The sequence below is a fragment of the Pseudomonas sp. C9-3 genome (assembly GCF_032392015.1).
Lineage (GTDB): Bacteria > Pseudomonadota > Gammaproteobacteria > Pseudomonadales > Pseudomonadaceae > Pseudomonas > Pseudomonas nitroreducens.
The window spans coordinates 241724-255303 of the sequence record NZ_CP135919.1 but is presented as its reverse complement, the minus strand read 5'-3'; the positions used below and the strand labels follow the sequence as shown (position 1 = coordinate 255303).

Annotated in this window: 15 protein-coding genes; 9 read left to right on the top strand and 6 right to left on the bottom strand. The window is 59.3% G+C overall.

The features are described 5' to 3' along the window. Positions 1 to 9: 9 nt before the first annotated feature. The 3 genes from RS899_RS01185 to RS899_RS01175 are packed head-to-tail and all read left to right on the top strand — an operon-like array spanning position 10 to position 2995. A complete protein-coding gene (locus tag RS899_RS01185) occupies positions 10 to 777 on the top strand; it encodes an FkbM family methyltransferase (protein ID WP_315808894.1) in 768 nt (255 codons plus the stop codon). Then, the gene (locus RS899_RS01180) at positions 774 to 1892 is read left to right on the top strand and encodes a glycosyltransferase (protein WP_315808893.1); all 1119 of its coding nucleotides are present in this window, start codon (positions 774 to 776) and stop codon (positions 1890 to 1892) included. Before RS899_RS01185 ends, RS899_RS01180 begins: the two co-directional genes overlap by 4 nt. After that, positions 1892 to 2995 (top strand): glycosyltransferase family 4 protein, encoded by a 1104-nt coding sequence (locus RS899_RS01175; RefSeq protein ID WP_315808892.1) that lies wholly within the window; start codon positions 1892 to 1894, stop codon positions 2993 to 2995. The genes RS899_RS01180 and RS899_RS01175 overlap by 1 nt, the downstream gene beginning before the upstream one ends. Before the next feature lie 17 nt (positions 2996 to 3012). Here RS899_RS01175 and RS899_RS01170 read toward each other — a convergent pair whose 3' ends face one another. From RS899_RS01170 to RS899_RS01160, 3 genes are all read right to left on the bottom strand, one after another. Next, positions 3013 to 3894, bottom strand: coding sequence for a glycosyltransferase family 2 protein (locus tag RS899_RS01170; RefSeq protein WP_315808891.1), 882 nt, complete (start codon positions 3892 to 3894; stop codon positions 3013 to 3015). Continuing rightward, entirely contained in the window at positions 3891 to 5780 is a 1890-nt protein-coding gene (locus RS899_RS01165) for a hypothetical protein (RefSeq protein WP_315808890.1), read from the bottom strand. The genes RS899_RS01170 and RS899_RS01165 overlap by 4 nt, the downstream gene beginning before the upstream one ends. Before the next feature lie 67 nt (positions 5781 to 5847). Next, complete coding sequence (locus tag RS899_RS01160; RefSeq protein WP_315808889.1) at positions 5848 to 6258, bottom strand: pilin; 411 nt, start codon at positions 6256 to 6258, stop codon at positions 5848 to 5850. 225 nt (positions 6259 to 6483) lie between these two features. On the opposite strand from RS899_RS01160, the gene pilB reads away from it, so the two are divergent. The 5 genes from pilB (at position 6484) to yacG (ending at position 11156) form a co-directional block, all read left to right on the top strand. Beyond that, a complete protein-coding gene (gene pilB, locus RS899_RS01155) occupies positions 6484 to 8187 on the top strand; it encodes a type IV-A pilus assembly ATPase PilB (protein WP_315808888.1) in 1704 nt (567 codons plus the stop codon). Positions 8188 to 8190: 3 nt separating this feature from the next. Further along, positions 8191 to 9408, top strand: a complete 1218-nt coding sequence (locus tag RS899_RS01150; protein WP_315808887.1) for a type II secretion system F family protein — start codon at positions 8191 to 8193, stop codon at positions 9406 to 9408. Then, the gene (locus tag RS899_RS01145; RefSeq protein WP_315808886.1) at positions 9408 to 10280 is read left to right on the top strand and encodes an A24 family peptidase; all 873 of its coding nucleotides are present in this window, start codon (positions 9408 to 9410) and stop codon (positions 10278 to 10280) included. Before RS899_RS01150 ends, RS899_RS01145 begins: the two co-directional genes overlap by 1 nt. 64 nt (positions 10281 to 10344) lie before the next feature. Continuing rightward, entirely contained in the window at positions 10345 to 10953 is a 609-nt protein-coding gene (gene coaE, locus RS899_RS01140; RefSeq protein WP_315808885.1) for a dephospho-CoA kinase, read from the top strand. After that, the gene (gene yacG / locus RS899_RS01135; RefSeq protein ID WP_315808884.1) at positions 10950 to 11156 is read left to right on the top strand and encodes a DNA gyrase inhibitor YacG; all 207 of its coding nucleotides are present in this window, start codon (positions 10950 to 10952) and stop codon (positions 11154 to 11156) included. Before coaE ends, yacG begins: the two co-directional genes overlap by 4 nt. A gap of 176 nt (positions 11157 to 11332) precedes the next feature. On the opposite strand, the gene RS899_RS01130 is transcribed toward yacG, so the two are convergent. From RS899_RS01130 to RS899_RS01120, 3 genes are all read right to left on the bottom strand, one after another. Then, on the bottom strand, positions 11333 to 11548 hold the full coding sequence (locus RS899_RS01130) for a hypothetical protein (RefSeq protein ID WP_054910366.1): 216 nt from the start codon (positions 11546 to 11548) through the stop codon (positions 11333 to 11335). Positions 11549 to 11654: 106 nt separating this feature from the next. After that, positions 11655 to 12344 carry an energy-coupling factor ABC transporter permease gene (locus tag RS899_RS01125; protein ID WP_315808883.1) on the bottom strand — a complete coding sequence of 230 codons (690 nt, stop codon included), beginning with the start codon at positions 12342 to 12344 and terminating at the stop codon, positions 11655 to 11657. Further along, positions 12341 to 12775, bottom strand: coding sequence for an FAD/FMN-containing dehydrogenase (locus tag RS899_RS01120; protein ID WP_315810389.1), 435 nt, complete (start codon positions 12773 to 12775; stop codon positions 12341 to 12343). Before RS899_RS01120 ends, RS899_RS01125 begins: the two co-directional genes overlap by 4 nt. Positions 12776 to 12896: 121 nt before the next feature. On the opposite strand from RS899_RS01120, the gene RS899_RS01115 reads away from it, so the two are divergent. Further along, complete coding sequence (locus RS899_RS01115; protein WP_169941845.1) at positions 12897 to 13526, top strand: DUF1780 domain-containing protein; 630 nt, start codon at positions 12897 to 12899, stop codon at positions 13524 to 13526. Positions 13527 to 13580: the final 54 nt, after the last annotated feature.

Below are 13580 nucleotides of genomic sequence, written 5' to 3'. Positions count from 1 at the left end.
GCAGGGCAAGTGGAAATCGATGACTTCGACGGTATCTTTCAAGTGCGACTGGACCTGGCCGAGCATATGCAGCGACGCATATTCTGGGTTGGCTACTACAACCGCGAGATCGTTGCCCTGCTCGACAGGCTTATCAAACCGGGCATGGTCTTCCTCGATGTCGGTGCAAATATTGGCGAGATAACACTGGTTGCAGCCAAACGCACCCGCGAATTTGGACGCGTCATTTCATTCGAACCCATGAGTTCCATTGCAAGCCAGCTCGAGGAGCATCTCCGGCGCAATTCGCTCTCATGGGTATCAGTAGCCAGAGTTGGGCTGTCTGATCACACTGGCGAAGCCAATATCTACGACGCCTGCGCGAATGAGGACGCCAACGAACCGAATCATGGTCTTGGCAGTCTCTATGCTGCCAAGGCGGATGCCAAACCGGTGCAGACAATCCAGTTAATGACCCTGGACGAATACCTGCGAGCGCACCCAGTCGAGCGCCTGGACATTATCAAGATAGATATCGAAGGCGCGGAGCTCCCCTGCCTAAAAGGGGCACAAGAAACGCTGAGCCAGTTCAAGCCACAGATCATCATTGAACTGCAGGTGGAAACTTCGCGAGCAGCAGGATACGAACAGACGGATATCCTCAATCTACTGGAAGAGTTTGGATATGGATTCCAGAACATTGGCAAGAATGGTGTCCTGACGAAACTGGACCGAAACAACCTTCAGGAATTCCAGAACGTACTGTGCACTCCCATAGCAGGAGCTGCCCAGTCTTGAAAGTCTGGATACTAGCGGGCAAGTTCAGGAACGGGGGGCTAGAGCAGGTTTTGTCCTCATTGGCTGTCTACCTGACTGAGCAAGGAATCGACACCACCCTGGTGGCCAGGTCCTTCATTCAGCCGCCGGTGCACCCGGATTCTCGCCACCACAATGTCCTGGCGCTTCCCGGCAAAGGCCTGATCGGTTTCATTGTCGCCCTCGTAAATGCCATCCAGTGCGCCCACCCAACCCATATCATCACGAGCGCCAACGATATTTCCTGCCTGGCTGTCCTTCTGAAGCTTCTGCTATTCCGGAGTTCTCGCATCATCGTCACTCAGCACCTGACCGTTTCGCCCGAGGTGTCCCGCGCCAAAGGCTTACGCAAGCTGAAGCTACAGATGGTTCGACTCGCTATGCGCGCATTGTACCCACGGGCCAACCGCGTGATCGCCGTTTCCGACGGCGTTGCTTTGGACCTGGCACAGCACATCGGCATACCTCAAGATGCCATCACGACCATTTACAACCCGATTGTCGACACGCAAATCGCAAGTCGTATCGAAGCCCCACTGCCGGCTGTCTATCCCTGGGAGCACAGCACAACACCGCTGATCGTTTTCGCCGGTCGTCTGGAGCCGGTCAAACGCGTGGATCTCTTGCTAGATGCCTTTGCCCAGGTGCACGCGCAGACAGAGGCGCACCTGCTGATTCTTGGCGACGGCTCCCAGCTGGAACAGCTCAAACGCCAAGCCGCACAATTGCAGGTCGCAGACAATGTGCTCTTTTTCGGGCACACACAAAATATTCTCCCGCTTCTCAAGCACTCCGACGTCCTTGTTTTGCCCTCGGACTACGAAGGCTTCGGCAATGTCCTGGTGGAAGCAATGGCCTGCGGCACCCAGGTAATTGCCACCAATTGCCCAAGCGGACCGGCGGAAATCCTCGACAATGGCCGTTATGGGCAGTTGATCCCTACCAACTCCGTGTCGGCGCTAGTCGCAGCGCTACGCAAGACTCTCGACAAAGAGTTCGACGTACCGGCCGATAATCTTTGCCAGCGCGCTCAGTATTTTTCGGTCGAGCGCGCCGGGCAGGCCTACCTCGACATTCTCAGAGAAACGAGAAGCTGATGCGGATTCTTGTTCTGACCAAGCGCCAGTACACCGGCCGCGATTTACTGGATGACCGCTTCGGCCGGCTTTTCGAGATTCCGGAGAATCTGGCCGCTGTGGGTCATGAGGTCCGAGGACTGACTTGCAGCTACCGTCCACGACTGGAGCAGACTGTACACCCCGGCTGCGTTGCCTGGCGCTCCTTCAACGCGGCGCCACTGGGAAGCGGAATACTTCGCCACTTGCGGGAAATTCGTCAGGAGATCGCGACTTTTTGCCCGGACGTGGTGTGGGCCAGTTCGGACATGTGGCATGCCATTGCTTGCCACCGCGTCTGCGGTGAAATGGGCATCCCCTACGTTCTCGATCTTTACGATAACTACGAGAGCTTCTTGCTCTCGAAGATTCCCGGCATGAAACACCTCTTCAGGACGGCTTGTCGCGAGGCCGAAGGCATCACCTCGATCAGCGCCCCCCTTAGCACTTATCTGGAGCATGGTTACGGCGTACCCGCCGACCGGATTCTCACTCTGGGCAATGCCACCAACCCCGACGAGTTCCGTCCGACCGACCGTGAGACGGCGAGAAGGGAGTTAGGGCTCACGACGAACGATCACCTGATCGGGACTGCCGGAGCGCTCGGCAGAAATCGCGGCACAGCCGTGTTGTTGCGCGCCCTGCCGTTGATCCGCCAGCGTCTTCCAAACTTGCAACTTGTACTGGCCGGGCCACACGACAACAGCCTACCGCTCGCATCGACACAAGGGGTACGTTATCTAGGGGTATTACCGCCCACGTCGGTCCCGGCGTTCTATAACGCGATGGACGTTTCCATCATCTGCAATCGACCATCGAGCTTTGGCAGCTACTGCTATCCGCAGAAGCTGAACGAAATCCTGGCCTGCGAGACTCGCTTGCTAGCAGCCGACGTAGGCGTGCTAGGTGCACAGCTCGCCGAGCAGCCCACCCATCTCTTCAACCCCGACAATGAGTTCGACCTGGCCGCCAAGCTGCTCGAACTGCTCGCCCGCCCCTGCCACCCACCGATGCAACCGGTGTACTGGCAGGAGCGGGCCGAGGAACTGTCCAGGTTTTTCGACAGCCGGCTCAGCATCGCCTAGAGCAGATAAGTACCGAATCAACGATCGGAGCTGTCCTTGTACATGAGCGCGGTGATCTGCTCGGAGATCAGTCCCATGAGAAAGATCATGACGCCGGCGCTGTAAAGCAATGCACTCATGTTGGTGAAACGACCGAAGCTAACAAAGGTATAGCTGTACCAGGCGGATGCCATGAAAACCGCCAGCAGCGCGATGGGCGCAAAGAGTTTAAGCGGCGAGTAGAGCGTACCGATCTTGAAGATGATCAGCAGGAAACGCATACCGTCTTTCAAAGGCTTGATGTGACTAGTGCCGACGCGTTTGGCGGCGTGAATCGGCACGTAGGCCACCGAATAGCCCGCACGGAAGAACGCCATGGTGCTGGTAGTCGGATAAGAGAACCCGTTGGGCAGCAGGTAGAGAAACTCGCGGAACTTGTCGGCACGGGCAGCGCGAAAGCCCGAGGTCAGGTCTTCGACCTTGTGCCCGGTCATGTAGGTGGCGAGGCGATTGTAGAAGCCGTTGGCCAAGCCACGACCGACGCTGGCCTGGGAGCCCTGCTGGCGGGCGCCGACCACCATGTCGTGCCCTTCATCCAGGCCGTTCAACAGCAACTCAATATCGTTGGGGGAATGCTGCCCGTCGGCGTCCATGAAGACGATGATTTCGCCAGTCGCCGCACGGGCGCCGCTCTTTATCGCTGCGCCATTGCCTCGGGAATAGGGGTGAGTCACGACGCGTGCCCCCGCCGCCTCGGCCACGGCGCCAGTCTCATCGGTGGAACCGTCGTTGACGACGATGACTTCCGCCTCAGGGTATAAGCCTCGCAACTCTGGCAGGAACAATGCCAACCCCTGAGCTTCATTCTTGGCCGGTAGAACAATGGATAACGAAGCGTGTTTCAGTACTCGCGAACTCAACCTTTCCCTCCTGCTTCAGCAGCCTCAATCGTCTTCATCGTATTCTGGCAGCGCTGCCGCAACGAATTCGCCAATATGGGATTTCTTGGCAGACGCAGACACATCTGGTCGCGGACGAACGCCCGGGCTTCCTCATAGCTCTGCTCTCGAAGCCAGTTGCCGACCATCACCTCTCCGATAACCGGGTCGGGCTTGGCCTGCCAGGCCTTCGCCATGTATTCGCGCGCTTCCTGCTCACGACCTTCTGCCAGCGCGAGCCTCTGCAGGTTGACCAGCACTGGCAAATAATTCGATGTGACCTCATCGCCTCTGAGCAGCGACTTGTTAAGCGCGGTCAGATCCGGATAGCTCAAGTAAGTGCACTGTTTATTATCGAGCTGCACCTGCAAGGCAGCCAGAGCTGAAGAGACGCCCCTGGGGTCGCGTACGACCGGCAGCAGTTGCTCTGCACGACGGAAGTAGCTCCGAGTTTTCGCTTCATCTTTCGAAACACAGGAAAGCAACATCGCCTGGACAGTCGAGGTAGCGCAAGCGGGGCAATTCTTCACCTGAGTTTCGGTCACCAGCAGTGCCTCAAGCAATTTGTTTTCCCGCAAGAGCATTAAGGTGAGGTGCTCAGAGGCACGCACCGACCCGCTTTGGGACGCGAACCAGGCCATAGCAGCCTGCTTGGGATTTCCCCACAAGTTCGTGACTAATCCCAATACCCCAGCCAACACTAATAAATATGTTCCAGCCGCCAGCGTGGCCGGGCGTCGGTACTTGTCCGGGGTATTGCCCAGTGCCCAGGCAATAGCCATGCAGGGACCAAACATAGCGATATAGTTTCGGTGCTCGAAGTACAACTCCAGTCGGATTACCGTCGACTCGAGCAAATGCGCAGAGAGAAACCAGAAGACGGCAAAACAGAAAATGGGATGCCGACGGTTCCATTTAATCGCCAATATCACCGTGAGCAGCCATGCAATGATCGCCAGTGTAGCGCCAATCTCCAGCCCCATTACCGCCGGGTAGTTATCGTGAAATGGGCTGAAGGCGAAAGGGGTCGGCAGGAAAGCAAGACGCAAATACTCCCAGAGGATCTGCGGCTCGGTCATCACGCGCTGGATCAGGTTGAAGTCTCTATCAGAGTAACCACCCGCATTCAGCAGCGTTGAACCAAGGTAACCCACGATCAATACCAGAGCTGCTCCGCTCAACAGTTTCCGTAGCCCGCGCCAGCGCTCTACCGCCGTGACAGGGCGCAACACAGTCACTTCCAGAACGAAAACCAATACGGGCAACAATGCTCCGCCTTCTTTCGCAAGAACGGCCGGGACAGTCATGGCCAAGCCAGCGATCTGCCATGCCACTCCAGCTGCAAAACGTCGCTCCTGTACAAGCAACCCCTGCAAATACATCCAGATTCCGGCAAAGACAAACAGCGCGGACAGGCTCGCCATGCGCTGGACAGCGATCAGCGATGTGGAAACGTTCAACGGCAGGACAAGCCAGAACGCCGCAGCGAAGACAGCCATCCAGGCGGCCCTGCGGTGCCTTGCCCCCATCAGACGGAACAGTGCTCCGGAGGCTCCCGCGATCAACAAGCCATTGATCAGGTGAATCAGGATATTGATGCGAAAGAAACCTGCCGGGTGATCAGGCCAGTCAGACTGGTTCAGCAGGAAGCTCAACATGCTCAAGGGCCGACCAAGCGGACCCGAGGTGTCGGAGAAAATAAAATAAATAGCGGACTGGCTGTCGGTTACAGAGCTCAATCCAGAGAAGGGGCGAAAATCATCGAAGTAAAAGGCACCATTTGCGCCGAGGGCATAGATCCCACCGATTACGAACAAGCAAATCGCCAATGCCGCCCAAGCACCTGCATTTACACTTAAGCGTTTCAAACGCACCTCGTGACCTATTCAATAAAAAAAGAGACCGCCTAAGCGGTCTCTTTAATGAAGCTTGAGCTTAGTTCGCGCAAGACTTCGGAAGCAGTGTGGTATCGGTTACACCAGTGGTCTTGCAGGACCAATCACCCGATGCAGTGCGCGCCCAAGTGATGACAGCAGTTTTAACTTGGGATGGGGCGTTCTTGATATTGCAAGTGATGGAACCGGCACCAGCGGTGGCAGTCGCGGCAAGAGTGCAGTTGCCAGTAGAAGCGGTCAGGCCGATCGCAGCCGGAGTGGTGAAGTCCTCACCGTCGTTCACCTTGCTTTCGAAAGCGGTTTTACCAGCGGAAGCCTCAGCCAGACCAGCAGCCAGCTTGGCTTTAGCCTGATAGTTGCTGTAAGCCGGGATGGCGATGGCGGCCAGGATGCCGATGATTGCAACCACGATCATGAGTTCGATCAGGGTGAAGCCTTTTTGAGCCTTCATAATTCTCTCCAGGTTTGTAGAAGAGGTCGTTGGACCTGATTCCGATGAAGCAGCTTCCGTGCCAAATCTCCTACACCCTGAAAACCGCTACCCTGTAGGAGTGAAGGAAATAGATCGAGAGAAAATTACGCAGGAAGTGACAAAATTTGACAGCCCACTGATGTCAATTTGGCAGACTTGGGCATCTGCGATATAAGGCAACCAATTCATTGCTGGGCATCTCCCATGAACGATCAAGTCGTGCTGTCCGGGCTCGCTCGCCAACTGGTGATTGCCGAGCTGCTGGATGAAAAGAGCGCCCAGCAGGCGCAGCTACAGGCCCAACGCAACAAGCTGTCGTTGGTGACCTATCTGGTGCAGAACAAACTGGTGAAGAGCAAGCCGCTGACCGAGCTAGCGGCCGACCAGTTTGGCGTCGCATATTTCGACCTAGCGTCACTCGACAAGGAAAGCCTGCCGAAGGAGCTGATCAGCGAAAAGCTGGTGCGCCAGCACCGCGTGATGCCGCTCTGGCGTCGCGGCAACAAGCTCTTTGTGGGCCTGTCTGACCCCACCAACCACCAGGCGATCACCGACGTTCAGTTCAGCACCGGCCTGACGACTGAAGCCATCCTGGTCGAAGACGACAAACTCGGCGACGCCATCGAGAAGCTCTTCGAAAGCGCCAATAGTGGCCTCGAAGACCTCGGCGACGTGGACCTCGAAGGCCTGGACATCGAGAGTGGCGATGCCGGGGCCAAGGACGAACCGATTGGTGGCGACGCCGACGATGCACCCGTGGTGCGTTTCGTAAACAAGATGCTGCTGGACGCCATCAAGGGTGGCTCTTCCGACCTGCACTTCGAGCCCTACGAGAAAATCTACCGCGTCCGTTTTCGTACCGACGGCATGCTGCATGAAACCGCCAAGCCGCCGATCCAGCTGGCCAGCCGCATCTCCGCACGTCTGAAGGTAATGGCCGGCCTGGATATCTCCGAGCGCCGCAAACCCCAGGACGGCCGCATCAAGATGCGGGTATCGAAGTCCAAGTCCATCGATTTCCGCGTCAACACCCTGCCCACTTTGTGGGGCGAAAAGATCGTGATGCGGATCCTCGACTCCTCCAGCGCGCAAATGGGCATCGATGCGCTGGGTTACGAGGAGGCGCAGAAGCAACTCTATCTGGATGCACTCAAGCAGCCACAGGGCATGATTCTGGTCACCGGCCCTACAGGTTCAGGCAAGACCGTGTCCCTCTATACTGGCCTGAATATCCTCAACACCCCGGACATCAACATCTCCACCGCTGAAGACCCAGTGGAAATCAACCTGGAAGGCATCAACCAGGTCAACGTGAACCCGCGCCAGGGCATGGACTTCGCCCAGGCGCTACGCGCCTTCCTGCGCCAGGACCCCGACGTGATCATGGTCGGCGAGATTCGCGACCTGGAAACTGCCGAAATCGCCATCAAGGCTGCTCAAACCGGCCACATGGTGATGTCGACGCTGCACACCAACAGCGCCGCGGAAACCCTGACTCGCCTGCTGAACATGGGCGTCGCCTCGTTCAACCTGGCGACCTCGACCAACCTGATCATCGCCCAGCGCCTGGCCCGCAAACTTTGCCCGCACTGCAAGAAAGAACATGATGTGCCACAGGAGGCGCTACTTCACGAAGGCTTCCCCGCGGACAAGATCGGCACCTTCAAGCTCTATTCGCCGGTCGGGTGCGACAATTGCAAGGGTGGATACAAGGGCCGCTTGGGTATTTATGAAGTGGTTAAAATCACGCCCGCACTGCAACGCATTATCATGGAGGAAGGCAACTCCATTCAGATCGCGGAGCAAGCCCGCAAAGAAGGCTTCAATGACCTGCGTACCTCGGGCCTGCTCAAGGCCATGCAAGGCATCACCAGCCTCGAGGAAGTCAACCGCGTGACCAAGGATTAATCCATGGCGGATAAAGCAGCAAAGATGGGCGTCTTTACCTGGGAAGGTACGGACCGCAAGGGCGGGAAGGTCAAAGGGGAGCTTTCCGGCGCGAACACAGCTTTGGTCAAGGCACAGTTGCGCAAGCAGGGCATCAATCCGACCAAGGTGCGCAAGAAGGGCATGTCCCTGCTGAATGCGGGCAAGAAGATCAAGCCCATGGACATCGCGCTGTTTACGCGTCAGATGGCAACCATGATGGGGTCGGGCGTGCCACTGCTGCAGTCCTTCGACATCATCGGCGAGGGCTTCGACAACCCGAACATGCGCAAGCTGGTCGAGGAGATCAAACAGGAAGTCGCCGCTGGTAACAGCCTGGCCAACTCCCTGCGCAAGAAGCCGCAGTACTTCGACGACCTTTATTGCAACCTGGTCGACGCTGGTGAACAGTCAGGCGCGCTGGAAACCTTGCTGGACCGCGTGGCGACCTACAAGGAAAAGACCGAGTCGCTGAAGGCCAAGATCAAGAAAGCCATGACCTACCCGATCGCGGTGATCGTAGTGGCGGTCATCGTCTCCGCGATCCTGCTGATCAAAGTGGTGCCGCAATTCCAGTCGGTTTTCCAGGGCTTCGGTGCAGAGCTGCCGGCCTTCACCATGTTCGTGATCCACATTTCCGAGGCGTTGCAAACGTGGTGGTTTGTGGTTCTTATCGTACTGTTCGGTATCGGTTTCGCCTTGGGGCAAGCCCATCGGCGCTCCGAGAAGTTCCGCGATGCCGTAGACCGTGGGGTGCTCAAGATTCCAGTGATCGGCCAGATCATCTACAAGTCCGCCGTAGCCCGTTATGCCCGTACGCTGGCCACCACCTTCGCCGCCGGTGTTCCGCTGGTGGAAGCGCTGGACTCGGTGGCAGGCGCAGCCGGCAACGTGGTGTTCCGCAATGCCGTCTACCGCATCAAGCAGGACGTGTCCTCCGGTACCCAGTTGAACTTCTCCATGCGCACCACCGGCGTATTCCCCAGCATGGCCATCCAGATGGCGGCCATCGGTGAAGAGTCCGGTTCCCTCGATGCCATGCTGGACAAGGTGGCTTCCTTCTACGAGGAAGAGGTCGACAACGCCGTCGATAATCTGACCACACTGATGGAGCCGCTGATCATGGCGGTGCTGGGCGTGCTGGTGGGTGGCCTGATCATCGCGATGTACCTGCCGATCTTCCAACTGGGCTCCGTCGTTTAATGTCCCTGATCAACATCCTGGCCAGCACCCCGCTGGCCTTTGTTTTATGCGTCACCCTCCTAGGCCTGCTGGTCGGCAGCTTCCTCAATGTGGTGATCCATCGTCTACCGCGGATGATGGAGCTCGACTGGCAGCAGCAGGCGCGGGAAACCCTGGGTCTGCCGGAGGGCGAGAAGCGACCGACCTATAACCTGGTCCTGCCCAACTCCCAATGCCCGCACTGCAGCCACGAGATCAAGCCGTGGGAGAACATCCCGGTGGTCAGTTGGCTGGCGCTGGGCGGCAAGTGTTCGTCCTGCAAGGCGCCGATCAGCAAGCGCTACCCACTGATCGAGCTGGCCTGCGGCGCACTGTCGGCCTTCATCGCCTGGCATTACGGCTTCGGCTGGCAGGCCGGGGCGATGCTGTTGCTGACCTGGGGTTTGTTGGCGATGAGCATGATCGACGTCGATCATCAATTGCTGCCGGACGCCCTGGTACTGCCGCTGCTCTGGCTAGGGCTGATCGTCAACTACTTCGGGCTCTTCACCAATCTGGGCGATGCGCTCTGGGGCGCGGTGTTCGGCTACCTGAGCCTGTGGTCAGTGTACTGGCTGTTCAAGCTGGTCACCGGCAAGGAGGGCATGGGCTACGGCGACTTCAAGCTGCTGGCCATGCTCGGCGCCTGGGGTGGCTGGCAGGTGCTGCCGCTGACCATCCTGTTGTCATCGCTGGTAGGCGCCGTACTCGGCGTGATCATGCTGCGCCTGCGCAACGCCGAAACCAGTACGCCGATCCCCTTCGGCCCCTATCTGGCTATCGCCGGCTGGATTGCGCTGCTCTGGGGTGATCAAATAACCGCGACCTATCTGCAGTTCGCCGGTTTCCGCTAGCCTTCTCCGGCGCCGACTTCCCTCGGCGCCTGTGACGGCCACCGGGCCGGCAGAAAGGAGAACGATGAAACCCTGGATTCTGGGCCTCACTGGCGGCATCGGCAGTGGCAAGAGCGCCGCCGCCGAGCATTTTGCTTCGCTGGGCATACACATGGTCGACGCCGACCACGCCGCGCGCTGGGTGGTGGAACCCGGCCGACCGGCCCTGGCGCAGATCGTCGAGCGCTTTGGCGAAGCCGTGCTGCTGCCGGACGGCCAGCTCAACCGTGCCGCCCTGCGCGAGCGCATCTTCAAGGCAGAGGACGAGCGACGCTGGCTGGAGCAATTGCTGCACCCGCTGATCGGCCAGGAGATCGCCAGCAACCTGGCGCAGGCGCAATCGCCCTACGCCATCCTGGTCTCACCGCTGCTGGTGGAGTCCGGGCAGCACCGTATGACCCAGCGCGTGCTGGTGGTGGATACCCCCGAGCACCTGCAACTGGAGCGCACGATGCGCCGGGACAAGGTGTCCGAAGAACAGGTCCGTTCGATTCTCAAGGCCCAGGCCCTGCGCGACGACCGACTCAAGCACGCGGATGACGTGCTGCTCAACGATGGCAACCTCGGCCACCTGCACCAGCAGGTCGAGCGTCTGCATCAGTTCTATCTAGGCCTGCGTGGAGGACAACCATGAGCCAACCCCTGACCGTGGAATGCCCCACCTGTGGCGCCCCAGTTGAATGGACCGCCAAGAATGAATTCCGTCCCTTCTGCTCGCACCGCTGCAAGCTGATCGACCTTGGCGCCTGGGCGGCGGAAGAACACGCCATTCCCGGTGATAACCAGGAAGACGAGCTGTTCTCCGGCGATCTGGAAAAGCCCCCGCGCGGGCACTGACCCGTGAAAAAGCCGCCTCGAGAGGCGGCTTTTTTGTGCGCCACTCCAGGCCACAGGACTCTTTGTAGGAGCGAGCTTGCTCGCGGACCGCCCAATTACGAAGGCTGCCTAAAAAGCGTTCGCGAGCAAGCTCGCTCCTACAGAAAAGCCAAGGCCCGCGGATGCGGGGTTTTCAATCAGGGGCGCATGAAGGCGTAGTCCCGCTCCTCGTCCAGGTTGTCGGCGAGGAAATGCAGTTCATGCCCCAGGTCTTCCTGTGTGCGGACCTGCGCGTTGGCCTGCACCACCGCGCTCAGCAGTGCACGAACGACCAGTTGCGGGTCCTGGCCAGCCGCTTCGGCCTCGACCAGCAGTTCGTGGAGGCGTTGCTCGGCCCAGCTGTGAATGCTCATCGGCAATCTCCTTGCGAAGGGGGGCCAAGCTTCCCCGATCGTAGGAGGTTTCCGAACTGACCTGGATCAAGCCACAGGGGGCATGGGCCTCGCAGATGGCCGAACATCAGCGAGGCTCATCGTCGTCCTTCCAGGGCGCCTGCAGGTAGCGCGTACGATTGAAGGTCTCCAGCCAGTCCGGGTAGAAGACCACCAGTCCGGTGACGATGGTGCCGTTGATGAAAGCTTCGGGGAACATGATCAGCCAGAGGTAACCGATGAAGTCCTCGATCCACGGCGGCATCGGGAACAACCCGTCCATCCACAGCAGGCCGAGCCCCAGCAGCAGGCTGCACAGCGCGGCCAGCGCAGCGGGAAAGAACCCCGAGCAGAAGATGTAGACGAACAGGTTGCGCGGCTGTCGGCGCTCGACGAGGATCGCCGCCACCTCGGTAATCAGCACCGGAATCAGGATCAGCAGGATGCCGTTGACGCCGATAGCCGCCCAGTCCTGGCGGTCGGTCAGGCACAGGCCGACCTGTGCGACGAGCCCGACGATAATCGCCAGCGGCCAGTCCAGAAGCAGGGTTACGGCGGTCATGCCGATGAAATGGAAGGACACCCCGGAAGCGAAATCCCGCCGTACCAGCCAGAGCAGGAATAGCCCGAGCATGGTGCCGAACACCAGGTGCTGGCGGCGAAAATCGCTGACTACTTCCAGCCACGGCGCGCGCCAGATGGCCCAGGCGACAATGGGCAGGTAGATCGCCCAGCCGAGTTCAAGGGTTTCTTCGGACAGCAACTGTGCGGCGATCACGGCGCGCCCCGCTCCAACGCCTGGCGCAGGGCATCCGACGAGTTGAAGCTATGGCTGGCGACAACCTTGCCCTGTTCCAGCTGCAACCAGGTCACCGCATCCGCCGTGGCGGGGAAGCGACTGGCCACGCGCGGTTCACGGTCGAGCAGCACGCGATAGGGGTAGTCACGCATGGCGGGGATGGCAAACATATTCGAGATCGGTGCCGGCATGCGGCTGATGTCAGCGACGAAAGCGGCGCTGCGCGACTCCAGGTATCCCTGCGGACGATCCGCCAGGGCGGCTTTTACCAGCTTCGAACCGGCCATGTCGTGGGCGACCAGCAGCACCTTGAGATCGGCGTTCGCCGTGTAGGGTTTGTCAAACTGGTCCAGCAGCGTCCAACCGATGGCTGGCGACTCCTGCGCCACCGCAAAGCTCGCCACTACCATCAACACAAACCCACTCAGCAGTCGTTTCACGCTTGACCCTCGACCCGAACATCAAAGATTGGCAACAGTCTACACGCGCCCCCGCCACCCGCCCGCGCTTCGCAGCAACTATGCTTGAGGCATGAACGAGTCCGACTATCTGCGCCTGCTGACGCGCCAGGCGGAACAAGCCAACGACTTCCTCTCCAATGCCCGCAAGTGGGAACGGGAGTGCTGGGCCTGCCAGCGACTCCTGCAGGCGCTCAAGGTGCCGTATCGCCAGGAAGACTTCGTTGCGCCAACCCAGCAGCCGCCGGACGTATTGTTCCGCGATGCAACCTTCGAGGTGTTCTTTGTGCTCGACCAGGGCCGCCGACTCAATGAGGAGTGGAAGGAAGAACTGCTGCGCCGGCGCATGGCCCAGAGCATCAACCAGCTGATTCGTCGCGAGCAGCGCCCGCGGCGGATTCCCTGCGCGGAGCTGCAGGCGCGCCTGGCGCCTACTTTGCGCAAGAAGGCACACAACTACACCGAACGCGGCATCGACCCGCGCGAACTGGACCTGCTCGCCTTCGTCAGCCTCAAGCGCGAGACGCCGGACTTCAACACGCCCTTTCCGCCGCCGACCGAGTACCTGCGCCAGGGTTGGCGCTCGCTGTCGGTGGTCGGGCCGACTTTCGCCCGCGTGCTGTTCGCCCACAGTGACGCGCCGGATTTCCTGCGCGGCAGCCTGGGCCGCAGCATCCTTTTCGACATGGGCGTCGGCCTGTAAATAGGCGCTCATGCAATGCTGCATTGATCGGCGGCGCATTGAGAGGCCGCCCAA

Bases quoted from the DNA above. Each gene is read 5' to 3' on its own strand.
- RS899_RS01130 (WP_054910366.1), bottom strand. From the start codon at position 11,548: ATGAGCATTCACAGCTGGGCCGAGCAACGCCTCCACGAACTGCTGGTC.
- coaE (WP_315808885.1), top strand. From the start codon at position 10,345: ATGAAACCCTGGATTCTGGGCCTCACTGGCGGCATCGGCAGTGGCAAG.
- RS899_RS01175 (WP_315808892.1), top strand. From the start codon at position 1,892: ATGCGGATTCTTGTTCTGACCAAGCGCCAGTACACCGGCCGCGATTTA.
- yacG (WP_315808884.1), top strand. From the start codon at position 10,950: ATGAGCCAACCCCTGACCGTGGAATGCCCCACCTGTGGCGCCCCAGTT.
- RS899_RS01120 (WP_315810389.1), bottom strand. From the start codon at position 12,775: ATGGTAGTGGCGAGCTTTGCGGTGGCGCAGGAGTCGCCAGCCATCGGT.
- pilB (WP_315808888.1), top strand. From the start codon at position 6,484: ATGAACGATCAAGTCGTGCTGTCCGGGCTCGCTCGCCAACTGGTGATT.
- RS899_RS01115 (WP_169941845.1), top strand. From the start codon at position 12,897: ATGAACGAGTCCGACTATCTGCGCCTGCTGACGCGCCAGGCGGAACAA.
- RS899_RS01150 (WP_315808887.1), top strand. From the start codon at position 8,191: ATGGCGGATAAAGCAGCAAAGATGGGCGTCTTTACCTGGGAAGGTACG.
- RS899_RS01160 (WP_315808889.1), bottom strand. From the start codon at position 6,258: ATGAAGGCTCAAAAAGGCTTCACCCTGATCGAACTCATGATCGTGGTT.
- RS899_RS01145 (WP_315808886.1), top strand. From the start codon at position 9,408: ATGTCCCTGATCAACATCCTGGCCAGCACCCCGCTGGCCTTTGTTTTA.